We start from the raw sequence: 14,404 nt of genomic DNA on the forward strand, positions 1-14,404 counted from the left end.
ATACAACGTTGAATATTTGTTGAATGATCAACGTTAATGTTGAAAAACGCGTCTACATTCAGCGTGACGCGTGGCCTGTTTATTGGCGAGGGGGTGAAAATCGATGAAAAAAAAGTGCCCTTGAGTTGATCAGCATCAAAAACCGAGCCCGGAGAAGAGCAATCAAAAAAGCGCAGGCAGTGCGGTTATCTGCCATCAGAGACGGGTGTCGACAATATCTTCGGGCGGGCTTGCCAAGTGATGAAAGACAGGTTAGTTTCAGCGTCACGCCTGGGGTGGTTTACCCTCTCCCGTGCGTATATGCCTTTATTCCTCTCAATGAGAGGGCCCGGTACCACAATAAAAAATACCGGGCGGACACCAAATTATATTAATGATGATAGCTTGTGGTGGCCCGGCGTTGCCGGGTTCTCTTCAAACGTCCAGCGGCATAAAAAAACCCCGTTTCGCAAGAAATCGGGGTTTTTACTTTTCAGGGGGAGAGTTATTTAACGCTAACGTCGATCCCCGGGAAGTATTGCGCAGCCAGTTTAGTGATGGTGCCGTCGGCGCGCACTTTATCAATCGCCGCATCCAGCTGTTTTTTGGTTTCCGCATCGCCTTTACGCAGGCCAAATCCGATGCCGCTACCGAGGATCTTATCGTCAACCACCGGCTTGCCGATAAAGCCAAAGCCTTTACCCTGCGGTTTGCTCAGGAAACCGCCCTGACCGGCAGCCGACATCACCAGCGTCGCGTCGATACGGCCATTCACCAGATCGCCCCACGCCAGGTTCTGATCTTTATAGGAAACCACTTCCACGCCGTGCTTTTCCCAATGCTCTTTGGCATACGTCTCCTGGATAGAGCCCGCCAGCACGCCGATGGTTTTGCCCTTAAGGGCCTCTGCGGTAGCGTCCAGCCCACTGCCTTCTTTACCCACCAGTTGAGACGGAATACGGTAGATCGGCTGGGTGAAATCGATGCTCTTACGGCGTTGTTCGGTAATGTTCATCGCCGAGTTGATGGCGTCGAATTTTTTCGCGGTCAGGCCCGGGATCAACGTATCGAACGAGGATTCAACCCAACTGCATTTCAGGTTGGCGGCCTGGCAAATGGCATTGCCCAGTTCGATATCAAACCCTTCCAGTTCGCCCTGCGCGTTACGGCTTTCAAACGGCGGGTATTCCGCCTCAACTCCATAACGTAGCTCGCTTGCCGCCAGAGAAGAGAATGATGAAACCATCCCCAGAGCCAGACACAGCATTTTCATTTTATTCATTGTGATCCCCTTCTTAGCGTGGCTTAACCTGGCACAACGCGTTTGCGCCGGCCCGTAACGTCGCTTCATCTTTGGCAAAAGAGAGGCGAATCAATTTATTATCGGTTCCGTCGGTATAGAACGCCGACAGCGGAATCGTCGCTACACCATAATCCACGATCAGCCGTTTCACCATCTCGCTGTCGCTTTCATCGCTGAAATGTTGATAACTCGCCAGCAGGAAGAACGATCCGGCGCTGGGCAGCAATTTGAACGGCGACTCCGCCAACAGCGTTTGCATCAAATCGCGTTTGCGCTGGTAGAACTCGCCCAGCGACAGGTAGCGCGCCGGGTCGCTCATATAGTCGGCGAAAGCGTATTGCATCGGCGTATCGGCGGAAAACATCAGGAACTGATGCACTTTAATCACTTCATCCATCAACGCCGCCGGCGCCAGGCAATAGCCCACGCGCCAGCCGGTCACATGAAAAGTTTTGCCGAACGAAGAGATAATCACGCTACGCTCCGCAAGCTGCGGATGGGTCGCCATACCGTGGTGCTTCAGCCCGTCGAACACGATATGTTCATACACCTCATCCGATAAAATCACGATATTGGTGTTGCGGGTCATCGCGGCGAGCTTTTCCAGATCGTCGCGGCTGAACACCTGGCCGCTCGGATTGTGCGGTGTATTGACGATAATCATCCGGGTGCGCGGCGTAATCGCGGCCTGCACTTCATCCCAGTCCACGGCGAAATCCGGCACCGTTAGCTTGATGGCAACCGGCGTCGCGCCCTGCAACCGGACAATCGGCGCATAGCTGTCGAACGACGGTTCAAAATAGATAACTTCATCCCCCGGATGCACCAACCCGCTGATGGCGCAATAAATCCCTTCGCTGGCGCTGGCGGTGATCAGCACTTCGCTGTCGGCGTCGTATTTCGCGCCATACAGCGCCGCGACTTTTTCGGCAATCAGCATTTTGAGGGTAACCAGTCCGGTCATCGGCGCGTACTGATTGCGGTTGGCTTCCATCGCCCGGGTCACCCCGGCAATCAACTGCGGATCGCACGGAAAATTAGGCGCACCCTGAGAAAGATTAATCGCCTGGTGCTGGGCGGAAAGCTGGCCAATCACGGTAAAAATTGTGGTGCCGACATCGGGCAGTTTGGAGCGTAATTGTACCGGTGTCTGTTGGGACATAATGGTTCCTTTCTCGTTTTGAGTGCATAACTATTCAAACCGCAGCGCGATGGCTCGACAACCGATTTGTTGTCATAATAGCCATGCAAAAAATGCATGGCTTATGAATTCAGGGAGTCGTTATGACGCGTCGCACTCTTCCTTTAAATGCCCTTGAGGCGTTTCTGGTCACCGCCCGCCACCTCAATCTCACCCACGCGGCGCGCACGCTGTATCTGACCCAGGGCGCGGTGAGCCGCAAAATCGCCGCGCTGGAAAGCTGGTTTGGCTTTGCGCTGTTTGAGCGCCATGCGCGCGGGTTGCGGTTAACGCCGCAAGGCAGCGCCCTGCTGCCGGAGCTGCAAAGCGCCTGGGATCAGTTAATGACTACCGCCGAACAGGCGCGCCAGCAGCATAACGTCATCCGCCTGAAAGCGCCGACCTGCGCCATCCGCTGGCTGGTGCCGAAGCTGATGCAACTGGAAAAAACGCTTAGCGATGTCCAGGTGACGCTCACCACCACCACCGATCATGACGTGAATTTCAAAACCGAGCCCTACGACGCGGCGATAATTTTCGGCGCACATAAAACCCAGGGTTTTTTGCTGTTTGACGAGGCGTTAACCCCGGTACTGAGCCCTTCGCTGATGCCAGAGGTTCCCGCCACGTTAGACGCGCTGGCGCCGTTGACGTTTTTGCACCCCACCCGGGATAAAACCGACTGGTCGCTGTGGCTGGCCCAGCAGGCGTCGCCGCGCCCGGCTATGCGTAAAAATCAACACTTCGATACGATGGATTTAGCCATCAGCGCGGCGATCCAGGGCTTCGGCGTGGCGATTGCCGATGAGCGGTTAGTGGCGGAGGATTTACGCGCCGGCCGGCTGATCCGTCCGTTCCCCCAGAGCGTGAAAACCGGAGCCAGCTACCGTCTGGTGCTGCGCGACGCGCCGCAGGAGAGCGAGCTGATGGCGGCGTTTGTCGCGCAGTTGCTGACTCAGCACTGAGTTGATGGCGCGTTTTACAACAGCCCGCAACGGCGTTTACTGCGGTCCGACGCTTCCTGATACAGCGCAAACTCATCCTGCACCGGGCAGCCCAGCGCCTGTTCAAAATTCTCACGGCTGGCGTTGCCGTGGCTGCGTCCGCGCGCTTCATCCCCCAGATTAGACTGGAAAATCCCCGCTGCGCTGACCGGCAAAAAGTCCTCATAAATAATCGGCTGAGCGGTGATCCAACCGCGCTCAATCAGCGCCTGCGGATCATCGCCGGGCGTGATCTGCTTGCGGTGGGTTTCGCCTACCGGCGTCAGGCGATAGCGGAAATAGGCCAGCCCCTGATGGCGCAGCAGCATAGCGCTGTCAGGAAATGCCTGGAATACCTCCTGCAAATGGAGCTGATGGGTCAGGTTATCGCTGCCGCTGCCGGCTTCGCCCAGCAGTTTGTCATACAGCGCCCGGCCTTTCGGCGTGAGGGCAATGCCGCGCTGTTCGATTTCGCCAAAGCGCGCGGTATGCGTGCCATGATGCTCGCCGTTAAACATAATCGGCTCTTCCAGCGCTTTAAAGCTGGTCTGGCGCAACAGGATCGGGATCTCCCGACGCGGCGGCCCTTCGATAATCATCTTCGGTTCGATGCCGTATTCCGGCATCAGCGACTGGACGCGGTCGATATCCAGGGTGCGCGGCGTCAGGTGGTTGATGTGGCAGCCGCGAAACGACACCACATCGGCAATCAAGCGATGGGCCTTATTCAGCGCCTGATAGGTTTCGCTATCGACGGTGGCATGGCTGTGCCAGCGGAAGGTTTCCAGCGCTTCGCGAACAAACTCTTTCGCCTGCCTGTCATCCAGCCCGCCCTGTTCATCATGGATATCCAGCAGTTCACGACAGCGCGGCGTGAAAATATCCCGCGCCGCGAGGATACGGGCGGCCTTTTGGCGCAGCTTTTCATCCTCGATCAGTTCGAGACGCAGCAGCGAGGTGAACACGCGAAACGGGTTGCGTTGTAGCGCAGTATCGTCGACGGGGCGAAACGCCGTGGAGTGTACCGGCACCCCCGCCTGAGAAAGATCGTAATAGCCCACCGGATACATGCCCAGCACCGCGAACAGCCGGCGCAGCGTGGATAACTCCTGCGCGGTTCCGACCCGGATCGCCCCGTGGCGCTCCACATTCAGGCGCGCCAGTTCGTCGGCGTTGACCAGTTGTTCATGCAGTTGCGGATTATTTTCCAGCACCGCCAGGTTCACATCCGCCACCAGCTCAAGCAGCGTGCCGTACTGAGGCACCTCTTTCTGGTACATCGCTGACATAGCCTGCGAAAATTGTTCCCGAATCTCATCTGCCGTGATGCTGTTCGCCATGATGTCATTTCTCCAGTGAATATTGCTGAGATTGTAGGAAACGACGGAATACGTTGACGGGAAGAATGTGGAATCTGTGATCTCAGGCCAGGGTGATGATTTTATAAGCCGATCGCTGGATTTGATCTTCAGACAACTCCTGGGCAATTCCCCAGTTTTTAAAATATATCCGCGTTGTTTTGTTAACTTAAATGCCGTAATGTTAATTATTATTTGCTATCAAGTTATCAAAATCACACAACTTTTCTTGTCACGGATCACGTTTCGTTTTTAACATCGACTATGGAAAAAAACGGTTTGTTCAGTCAGCGCATTCGTTTGCGCCATTTACATACATTCGTTGCCGTCGCTCAACAGGGAACGCTGGGGCGTGCGGCAGAAACCCTTAACTTAAGCCAGCCGGCATTATCAAAAACTCTCAATGAACTTGAGCAGCTAACGGGCGAGCGCCTGTTCGACCGTGGCCGCCTGGGTGCGCAGTTAACGCTGGTCGGCGAACAGTTTCTCACTCATGCCATCAAAGTGCTGGATGCGCTAAATCACGCCGGACAGGCGCTGTCGCGCAAAGAAGAACACTCCAAAGACGTGGTGCGCATCGGCGCGCTGCCTACCGCCGCGCTGGGCATTCTGCCTGCGGTGATTGGCCCGTTTCACAAACAGCAAACCAACCTGACTCTCCAGGTCGCCACCATGAATAACCCGATGCTGCTGTCGGGGTTGAAATCGGGCGAACTGGACCTGGGCATCGGGCGGATGTCAGACCCGGAAATGATGACCGGGCTTAATTACGAACTGCTGTTTCTGGAGTCGATGAAGCTGGTGGTGCGCCCTCACCACCCGCTGTTATCCGATACCATTACCCTGAGCCGGGTACTGGAGTGGCCGGTGGTGATCTCCCCGAAAGGCACCGCGCCGCGTCAACACGCCGATGCGCTGCTGGCAAGCCAGAACTGTAAGCTGCCCAATTCCTGTATCGAAACGCTCTCTGCATCGCTGTCGCGCCAGCTTACCGTGGATTACGACTATGTGTGGTTCGTGCCGTCCGGCGCGGTGAAAGAGGATCTGCGCCAGAACACGCTGACCGCCCTGCCCATCGCCAACCCCGGCGTGGGGGAACCCATCGGCATCCTGACCCGCGTCGATAAACCGCTCTCTGCGGGCGCGCAATTGCTGCTGGCGTCAATCCGCAAATCCATGCCGCTGTAACGCCGCCGGTTTTCAGCACTGACGGGAATAATTAAGCGCATAAAGTGATAACCGCCGTTTCTCCGGGCGTACATAATGAGGTCACGCATTCAGACCCGGAGAAACCTATGCCAACCCTGTATGACCCCGTAAAAATCGGCGCGCTTGAGCTGAAAAACCGTATTGTCATGGCCCCGTTGACCCGCATGCGCGCGGTAGATGAACGTGCGCCCGGCCCGCTGACCAAAGAGTATTACGTCCAGCGCGCCAGCGCCGGGCTGATCTTTACCGAAGCCACCTCGGTCACGCCGCAAGGCGTGGGCTACCCCAATACGCCGGGTATCTGGTCAGAAAAACAGGTGCAGGCGTGGAAAGCGATCGTCGACGCGGTACATGCGGCGGGCGGTAAAATCGTCAGCCAGCTCTGGCACGTGGGCCGCGTCTCCGATCCGATTTTCCTCGACGGCGAACTGCCGGTCGCCCCCAGCGCCATCGCGCCGGAAGGCCATGTCACCACGGTGCGCCCGCAGCGCCCCTATGAAACCCCGCGCGCGCTGGAAACCGACGAGATCCCGGCCATCGTGGCGGATTTTGTGCGTGCGGCGGAAAACGCCAAGCGCGCCGGGTTCGACGGCGTGGAAATCCATGCCGCCAACGGCTACCTGTTCGATCAATTTCTCCATGACGGCTCCAACAAGCGTACTGACCGCTACGGCGGCAGCATTGAAAATCGCGCCCGCTTTTTACTGGAAGCCGTGGACGCGGTGCTCAACGTCTGGCCCGCCGACCGGCTGGGCGTGCATCTGAATTTAATGTCCAACTCCTATTCCATGGCAGACAGCAACCCGCTGGCGCTGTTCAGCTACGTGGCGGAACAGCTTAGCCAGCGCAATGTGGCGTATATTTTCGCCCGCGAATCGCAGGATTTCCCCGGGCGCGTGGGGCCGCAGGTGAAGCAGAAATTCAACGGCGCGTGGATTGCCAATGAAGGGCTGACCCAGCAGTCAGCGGAAGCCCTGATTGAACGTGGCGAAGCGGATGCCGCCGCGTTCGGCAAGCTGTATATCGCGAATCCCGACCTGGTAGCGCGTTTTAGCCAGCGCGGGCCGTTTAACGAGCTGAATAACGCCACTATCTATGCGCCAGGCGCAACGGGATATACCGATTATCCGGCGTTAGGTTAACCCTGTATAAAGAGAGCGGCATTTTTGCCGCTCTCTTTATCTGTTCAGGATCTGTTCAGGGTATCAGTAAGATTTTCGCGGACGACACCCGCTGGAATTCCAGGTCATCAAACGCCCGTTGCCCGTCCAGCAGTTCCCGCTGCTCTATCCAACCCAGCGTGCCAAACGCGCCCTGCTCCAGCATCGATAGCGTTAAGTGGAAATCCTCCATGGTGTAGGTGTAGGTTCCCAGCAGCGTGATTTCCCCAAGGGTGATTTTGCGCATATCAATTTCGCTGTCCCAGTCCTGCAAACCGATATGCATCACTGCGCCGCCCGGCTTCACGGTTTTGATCGCCAGCTTGCGGGTGATGGCGGAGCCCACCGCATCGATCACCACCTGACGGCTGGATTCATCAATCGCCTGCTCGATGGGATTCACGCACTCGCACCCGGTATACTGCTGCGCCGTGTTGGCGCGTAGCGGATTGGTTTCCGCCAGCGTGATTTGCTGGCATCCCCAGGCCCGCAGCACCAGTACTGTCAGCAGGCCGATGGCCCCGCCGCCGATCACCAGCACCCTGGCATCCGCCAGCGGCGTAGGCATTGCCCGCTGCGTCAGGCGCAGGGCGTGCACCACGGTGGCGGCGGGCTCGGTGATCGCCGCGTCCTGCAATGACAACCCATCGGGCAGCGCCACCACTGAGGCCGCCGGGATCGCCATGTACTCGGCGAACGCGCCCGGCCAGTCCATGCCGATCATATGGCGGTCACTGCACAGGTTGTCGCGCCCTTCCCGGCAATAATCGCATTGCCCGCAGGTGATCAGCGGATTGGCGGTGACCCGCTGGCCCGCTGTAAAGCGCGGCGACTGGCTTTCGACGATGACGCCGGACAGCTCATGCCCCAGCACCAGCCCTGGCTGGCGACGCGGATCTTTGCCGTGAAAGGCGTGCATATCCGAGCCGCAAATCCCGGCGGCGGCAATGCGGATCACCACCTGGTCGCCGCCTTGCGGCAGTTGCGGATAAGGCCGCTCCTGGATCTCAACGCCCAGCGGGCGGGTATAGACAAGTGCTTTCATGCATCCTCACTTAATCATTACAGATTGAGCCATCGCCACACGGCCCGCGCCGTGGGTGCGTCGCCACAGATACACCGCGCAGGCGGCGCTGATCAGGCCGATAATCAGTACGTAGGCGCAGATTAACCACGGGTCGCCGCCCAGCGCTTCAGAGAACAGGGTCGCCAGCACCGGGGTTAAGCCCCCGGCGAAGACGCCGGAAATCTGGTAGGCAAACGAAATGCCGGTATAGCGCACCGAGGCGTCGAAACATTCTGAATAGACCGACGACATGGTGCCAAACACCGCCGCATGGAAAATCCCGAACGGCACGATGATCGCCGCCCACACCAGCCAGATGTGATCCGCGTTGTAATGCATAATCGCAAAAGCCGGGAAGGCCGACAGCCCGGACAGCGCCGCCCCCATGGCATACACCCGCGCCCGTCCCCAGCGGTCTGCCATATAGCCCCAGAACGGAATAAAGAAGCTCATCACAAAGGCGCTGCCGAGTATCGCCACAATCGCCTGATCGCGTGGAATGTTCAGGGTCTGCGTCAGGTAAGTCAGGGAAAACACCCCGAAGATATTAAAGAACACGCCGTCGATCAGCCGCATCCCCATGCAGGTGAACACCAGCCGGGTATGGGTGCGGAACAACTCCACCAGCGGGATACGCTTCGGCGCATCTTTTTGCTTTTCTTTGGCTTTCAGGAAGTCCTCGGTTTCCGCGACGTTTTTACGGATGTAGGTGCCGATAATCACAAACACCCCGCTGAGCAGAAACGGCACGCGCCAGCCCCAGGACATAAAGTCCTCATCGGAGAGCGTGAACGACGCCAGGCCAATCGCGCCGGAAGCCAGCAGCAGCCCGAGAGACATGCCGACCTGAGGAATACTGGCGAAGAACGCGCGGTTCTTTTCCGGGGCCGATTCAAAGGTCATCAGCACCGCGCCGCCCCATTCGCCGCCGAGGCCGATACCCTGAATCATGCGGCAGGCAATCAGCAAACACGGCGCCCACAGGCCAATCTGCTGATAGCTGGGTATCAGTCCTATCACCACCGTCGCGCCGCCCATGATCACCAGCGTCAGGATCAGCATATTTTTGCGCCCAAGGGTGTCGCCAAAGTGGCCGAATATAATCGCCCCAAGGGGCCGGGTCAGAAAGCCGATGGCGAACACGCCGTAAGATAGCAGCGTGGTAACGAAGGGATCGCCTTCCGGGAAATAGAGTTTGTTAAACACCATCCCGGCGACAGTGCCATAGAGAAAAAAGTCATACCATTCAATGGTCGAGCCAAACAGGCTGGACAGCGTAACGCGTCGCAGGTTACCGGCAGCGGGTTTTTGCATGATGTGTTCCTCTGCGCTGAAAAGAAGAGATCAGATGGCGCTGTATCCGCCGTCGACCATCAGGGTTTGCCCGGTGATATAGGCACTGGCGTTGCTGGCGAGAAACAGCGTCACGCCAAACAGATCCTCCATCTCGCCGTTGCGCCCCAGACAGGTGTGTTGCGCGTGACGCTCACGCAGCGCGTCATCGGCAAATACCGGCCCGGTTAACGCGGTGGGGAAAAAGCCTGGTCCAATGGCGTTACACGTGACACCGTCACGTCCCCAGCGTTGGGCGATGGCCCGCGTCAGCTGTACCACGCCGCCCTTGCCTGCGCCGTAAGGGGCGCTGTTGGCAAACGCCCGCGTCGACTGGAGCGACGCGATATTGATAATCCGCCCCCAGCGCCGCCGGGCCATGCCCGGCGCCAGCGCCTGGGTCAGGAAAAACGGCGCTTTGAGATGCAGTGCCAACTGCTCATCCCACGCCGACTCGCTGACCTCTTCAAACGGCTGGCGCAAATTAACGCCCGCCGCGTTGACCAGGATATCCACCGCGCCACAGGCCGCCGCCAGTTTGTCGATATCCACTTTTTGGGTGATATCCGCGCACAGGTAGCTGGCGCGTCCGCCCGCTGCTGAAAGGCGCTGGACGGTTTCGGCCAACTGGCCTTCGCGACGGGCGGCGATGATGACGGTCGCTCCGGCCTGCGCTAACGCGTCGGCCATGGCAGCGCCGATGCCGCTACCGCCGCCGGTCACCAGCGCGCTTTTGCCCGTCAAATCAAACAGAGCTGAAGGTTGCATAGGAATTCCTCAACGGGTGACCGGAACGCCGGTCAGGAAAGACTCGCCGGCGAAATATTTCTCCAGCCGAACTTCTGCGGTACGCGCGTGCGCTTCCATGCCTTCCAGCCGCGAGATGCGCGCCGTGGTTTCAGCGATTTGCGGCACCGCCTCCCGGGACATCTGCTGCCAGGTGAGGGTTTTCAGGAATTTGTGTACCGACAGGCCGCCCGAATAGCGCGCCGCGCCTTTGGTGGGCAGGACATGGTTAGGGCCGCTGCACTTGTCGCCGAACGCCACGGTGGTTTCTTCACCGAGGAACAGCGAGCCGTAACAGCTCAGGTTATCGCGCCACCAGTTCAGATCGCTGGCGTGGACCTCCAGGTGCTCGGAGGCGTAGCGGTCGGAAATCTCCACCACTTCTTCCCGCGTGTCGCAAACGATCACTTCGCCATAATCGCGCCAGGCGCAGCTGGCGGCATCGCGGGCCACCGGCGGGAGTTGGTCGATAAGCTGCGGGACGCGTTCCAGCACCTCTTGCGCCAGCGCGTGGGATGTGGTGAACAGCCAGGCGGGCGATTCATGCCCGTGCTCGGCCTGGCCGACCAGATCGCTGGCGACGATATGGGGGTCGGCGCTATCGTCGGCAATCACCGCCACTTCCGACGGGCCGGCAAACACGTCAATGCCCACCTGACCAAACAGCGTGCGCTTGGCTTCCGCGACGAATTTGTTGCCTGGCCCTACCACCACATCCGCAGCCTTACCGGTAAACAATCCCCACGCCATTGAGGCAATGGCCTGTACGCCGCCAAGGGTCATAATGGTGTGCGCCCCCGCCCGGTGAAACGCGTACAGTACGCAGGGGTGAATTGACTGCCCTGAATAAGGGCCGGAACAGGCAATAATGTTTTTCACGCCTGCCGCTTTCGCGGTCGCCACGCCCATATAGGCGGAAGCGATATGCGCGTAACGGCCTGCGGGCGCGTAGCAACCGACGGTGGTCACCGGCAGCACTTTTTGCCCCGCTACCAGCCCGGAAGGTAACGTGACGTCAAAATCCTTCACCGATTCACGTTGGGCGCAGGCAAAGGTATAAACCTGCTCGATGGCGTAATCGATATCACGGCGCACATCGCCGGGCACTTCACGGATTTGCGTGGCGATCTGTTCCGGGGTCAGCACGATATCCCCCGTCCAGTTATCGAGTTTACTGGCGTAGCGACGCACCGCCTCTTCACCCTGTTCTTTGATGGTGGCGAGCATCTCATCCACCACGCGACGCGCTTCAAGCGTGTTGGACTCCGGTGTTTTACTCGCTTTCTTTAACCAGTTACTGGACATATTTCTCTCCACGGATTGTTTAAGGGGCCTGGCTGAACGGCTAACCGTTATTCCTGTGTCATATACATGACTAACGTTATCTATAGTGAGCATCGCCGCGAACTGCAAAAAGCAATCGAACAAAAAGTGATCGCGATCGCCTCTGTTCCCCAGAACTCCTGCCGCGATCACATTTTTTTCACATCTGAAAGCCCTTATTAAATAAAGTATTATTAATCATCGCTTTAAACGATTAGCCCTTTTCCGCCTCAGCAGCCTGCGGGGGTAACCCGGGTATTCGTGAGCGGGCTCCCAAAAAACGCCCACCAGAAAAGAATAAATTTGCCCCTTCTTAGTCATTTAATATATGTCATATACATGAGTTGATTTATTGTGCACTAAACGGAGGCGAACATGAGTATCGATTTTGTCGTACACGATGACGGTGATTCAGTAGGCGTGGTGGTGATAGAAGGCGTCGAAGCGGGCCAGAAGCTGACCGGCTGGATTATGGATCAGAACAAGACCATTGAATTTGAAGTAAAAAATGACATCCCTATCGGCCATAAGCTGGCGATTCGCGATCTCGCCGTCAACGATTCCGTCATTAAGTATGGCGAAGACATTGGCCGCGTCGTCTCGGCTATCAAGCAAGGCGAACATCTGCATGTACACAACGTGAAAACCAAAAGGTGGTAATGATGGAAATCAAAGGACGTCAGTTTGCAGGTTATCGCCGTGAGAATGGCCGGGTCGGTATCCGCAACCATGTGATTGTGCTGCCGGTGGATGATATTTCTAACGCGGCGGCGGAGGCGGTGGCCAACAACATTAAAGGCACTATCGCCCTGCCGCACCCCTACGGGCGCTTGCAGTTTGGCGAAGATCTGGAGCTGCACTTTCGCACCCTGATCGGCACCGGTTGCAACCCTAACGTGGCGGCGGTGATTGTCATCGGTATCGAGCCGGGCTGGACCCAGCGCGTGGTGGACGGCATTAAAGCCACCGGCAAACCGGTCGCTGGTTTCTGGATTGAGCAGAACGGCGATCACAACACCATCTGTAATGCATCACGCAAAGCACGCGAGTTTTCGCAATATGCCTCTGAGTTGCAGCGCGAAATGTGCGATATCAGCGAGCTGTGGGTTTCCACCAAGTGCGGCGAATCGGATACCACCTCCGGCTGCGGCGCCAACCCTGCCGTGGGCAACCTGTTCGACCGGCTGTATGAGAATGGCAACACCCTGCTGTTCGGTGAAACCTCGGAGCTGACCGGCGGCGAGCATCTGGTGGCGGCGCGCTGCGCCAACAGCGATGTGCGCCAGAAGTTCCAGTTTATGTTCGACCGCTACAGCGCCATGATCGACCGCTGGAAAACCAGCGATCTGTCCGAGTCGCAGCCGACCAAAGGGAATATCGAAGGCGGGCTGACCACCATTGAAGAAAAAGCGCTGGGCAACATCCAGAAAATCGGCAAGAAATGCCGGGTCGACGGGGTGCTGGATAAAGCTGAAATGCCCACCGGGCCGGGGCTGTGGTTTATGGACTCCTCCTCCGCCGCCGCCGAAATGGTAACGCTGTGCGCCGCCGGGGGCTATGTGGCGCATTTCTTCCCCACCGGCCAGGGCAACGTGATCGGCAACCCAATCCTCCCGGTCATCAAGGTATGCGCCAACCCGCGCACCGTGCGCACCATGTCGGAACACATTGATGTGGATGTCTCGGCTATTCTGCGCCGCGAGATGAATCTCGACGGCGCGGGAGATGCGCTGCTGGAGAGCCTGTTGCGCACCGCCAACGGTCGCCTGACCGCCGCCGAGGCGCTGGGGCACCGGGAGTTTGTTCTTACCCGTATTTTCGAAAGCGCCTGACTCTTTGCCCGCCGCCCCGGCGGGTTATCGCCAGGGAGAGCAGCGTCATGCTGTTCTCCCTTGCGCATTTATGGCGATCAGAGCTGATTAAAGTACGCATGATGCCGGGTGAGTACCGTCGAAACGCGGTACTCCACCGGTTTATCCTGAAAATCGCGCGCGATGCGGTAAACGCGCAGCAACGCCTCGCCTTCTTCCGCTTCCAGATGCAGCACCTCATCCGGCCCGGCATTCACCGCTTTGATCTGCTCGTGTGCATTCGCTACGGTACAGGCGAATTTCTGCTGATAAAGCTGGTAGAGCGTATTGGGCAAAATTTCCGGGTCGCGATCGAGGCCGGGAAACAGCGCGGCATCCACGTAAACGTGCTCGAGGATCGCCGGTGCGCCATCCAGGTCGCGCACCCGCCAGATATGAATCACTTTGCTGCCTGGCGCAATATCCAGCGCGGCTGCCTCCTCCTGGGATGCGGCGCGCAGATGACGCGCCAGCACCCGCGAAAGTGGCAGGGAACGCTCGCCATTCTCCCGCAGGATATTAAAGAAGCGAAACAGCGCGCTGTCAGAGTCGTGGGCCGCCACCACGGTGCCTTTCCCCTGGTAGCGGATCACCACGTTATTACTGACCAGTTCGTTCAGCGCCTTGCGCAGGGTGCCGATGCTGACGTTATACGCCTCGGCAAGGCTGGCCTCGCTGGGAATGTAGGTGCCCGCGGGCCACTCGCCCGAGGCTATTCTTTCCAGCAAGAGTTGGCTGATTTGCAGATAGAGCGGCTGAAAAACGGCTGACTTCATTTCAGCAGAGGGTGAAATGTCCTGATTCATGCGTGCCTTCCTCCCGGAACGAGTCCTTCAACATCAAGTCAGAATTACTATGACATATAGAGGAGTGGC

13 protein-coding genes are annotated in these 14,404 nt (G+C 58.0%); 5 read left to right on the plus strand and 8 right to left on the minus strand.

Going from position 1 to position 14,404, the window contains the following annotated elements; genetic code table 11:
* Nucleotides 1-484: 484 nt before the first annotated feature.
* Both FHW74_RS15095 and FHW74_RS15100 read right to left on the minus strand, forming a co-directional pair.
* Complete coding sequence (locus tag FHW74_RS15095; RefSeq protein ID WP_183171216.1) at nucleotides 485-1,261, minus strand: ABC transporter substrate-binding protein; 777 nt, start codon at nucleotides 1,259-1,261, stop codon at nucleotides 485-487.
* 13 nt (nucleotides 1,262-1,274) lie between these two features.
* Nucleotides 1,275-2,444, minus strand: coding sequence for a pyridoxal phosphate-dependent aminotransferase (locus FHW74_RS15100; protein WP_183171217.1), 1,170 nt, complete (start codon nucleotides 2,442-2,444; stop codon nucleotides 1,275-1,277).
* 122 nt (nucleotides 2,445-2,566) lie between these two features.
* On the opposite strand from FHW74_RS15100, the gene FHW74_RS15105 reads away from it, so the two are divergent.
* The gene (locus tag FHW74_RS15105) at nucleotides 2,567-3,427 is read left to right on the plus strand and encodes a LysR substrate-binding domain-containing protein (RefSeq protein ID WP_183171218.1); all 861 of its coding nucleotides are present in this window, start codon (nucleotides 2,567-2,569) and stop codon (nucleotides 3,425-3,427) included.
* Between the two features lie 14 nt (nucleotides 3,428-3,441).
* Here FHW74_RS15105 and FHW74_RS15110 read toward each other — a convergent pair whose 3' ends face one another.
* Nucleotides 3,442-4,785 (minus strand): VOC family protein, encoded by a 1,344-nt coding sequence (locus FHW74_RS15110; protein ID WP_183171219.1) that lies wholly within the window; start codon nucleotides 4,783-4,785, stop codon nucleotides 3,442-3,444.
* 282 nt (nucleotides 4,786-5,067) lie between these two features.
* Between FHW74_RS15110 and FHW74_RS15115 the strand changes: the two genes are divergently transcribed.
* Together FHW74_RS15115 and FHW74_RS15120 are read left to right on the plus strand one after the other, a co-directional pair.
* The gene (locus tag FHW74_RS15115) at nucleotides 5,068-5,991 is read left to right on the plus strand and encodes a LysR substrate-binding domain-containing protein (protein ID WP_203124652.1); all 924 of its coding nucleotides are present in this window, start codon (nucleotides 5,068-5,070) and stop codon (nucleotides 5,989-5,991) included.
* A 107-nt stretch (nucleotides 5,992-6,098) separates the two neighbouring features.
* The gene (locus FHW74_RS15120; protein WP_183171221.1) at nucleotides 6,099-7,154 is read left to right on the plus strand and encodes an alkene reductase; all 1,056 of its coding nucleotides are present in this window, start codon (nucleotides 6,099-6,101) and stop codon (nucleotides 7,152-7,154) included.
* Nucleotides 7,155-7,209: 55 nt separating this feature from the next.
* Here the strand turns inward: FHW74_RS15120 and FHW74_RS15125 are convergent, their stop codons facing one another.
* Genes FHW74_RS15125 through hisD form a run of 4 tightly spaced genes read right to left on the minus strand, consistent with a single transcriptional unit; the run spans nucleotide 7,210 to nucleotide 11,661 of the window.
* Nucleotides 7,210-8,217, minus strand: a complete 1,008-nt coding sequence (locus FHW74_RS15125; RefSeq protein WP_183171222.1) for an alcohol dehydrogenase catalytic domain-containing protein — start codon at nucleotides 8,215-8,217, stop codon at nucleotides 7,210-7,212.
* 6 nt (nucleotides 8,218-8,223) lie between these two features.
* On the minus strand, nucleotides 8,224-9,552 hold the full coding sequence (locus FHW74_RS15130) for an MFS transporter (protein WP_183171223.1): 1,329 nt from the start codon (nucleotides 9,550-9,552) through the stop codon (nucleotides 8,224-8,226).
* A gap of 30 nt (nucleotides 9,553-9,582) precedes the next feature.
* Entirely contained in the window at nucleotides 9,583-10,338 is a 756-nt protein-coding gene (locus FHW74_RS15135) for an SDR family NAD(P)-dependent oxidoreductase (protein WP_183171224.1), read from the minus strand.
* Nucleotides 10,339-10,347: 9 nt separating this feature from the next.
* A complete protein-coding gene (hisD, locus tag FHW74_RS15140; protein ID WP_183171225.1) occupies nucleotides 10,348-11,661 on the minus strand; it encodes a histidinol dehydrogenase in 1,314 nt (437 codons plus the stop codon).
* Nucleotides 11,662-12,054: 393 nt separating this feature from the next.
* Here hisD and FHW74_RS15145 point away from each other — a divergent pair, with 393 nt between their 5' ends.
* Together FHW74_RS15145 and FHW74_RS15150 are read left to right on the plus strand one after the other, a co-directional pair.
* On the plus strand, nucleotides 12,055-12,339 hold the full coding sequence (locus FHW74_RS15145; protein ID WP_144129505.1) for a UxaA family hydrolase: 285 nt from the start codon (nucleotides 12,055-12,057) through the stop codon (nucleotides 12,337-12,339).
* 2 nt (nucleotides 12,340-12,341) lie between these two features.
* Nucleotides 12,342-13,511 (plus strand): UxaA family hydrolase, encoded by a 1,170-nt coding sequence (locus tag FHW74_RS15150; protein ID WP_125294449.1) that lies wholly within the window; start codon nucleotides 12,342-12,344, stop codon nucleotides 13,509-13,511.
* 77 nt (nucleotides 13,512-13,588) lie between these two features.
* On the opposite strand, the gene FHW74_RS15155 is transcribed toward FHW74_RS15150, so the two are convergent.
* Nucleotides 13,589-14,335 carry a GntR family transcriptional regulator gene (locus FHW74_RS15155; protein WP_144129502.1) on the minus strand — a complete coding sequence of 249 codons (747 nt, stop codon included), beginning with the start codon at nucleotides 14,333-14,335 and terminating at the stop codon, nucleotides 13,589-13,591.
* Nucleotides 14,336-14,404 lie beyond the last annotated feature (69 nt).

The organism is Atlantibacter sp. RC6 (assembly GCF_014193285.1).
In the GTDB taxonomy this organism is placed as follows: domain Bacteria; phylum Pseudomonadota; class Gammaproteobacteria; order Enterobacterales; family Enterobacteriaceae; genus Atlantibacter.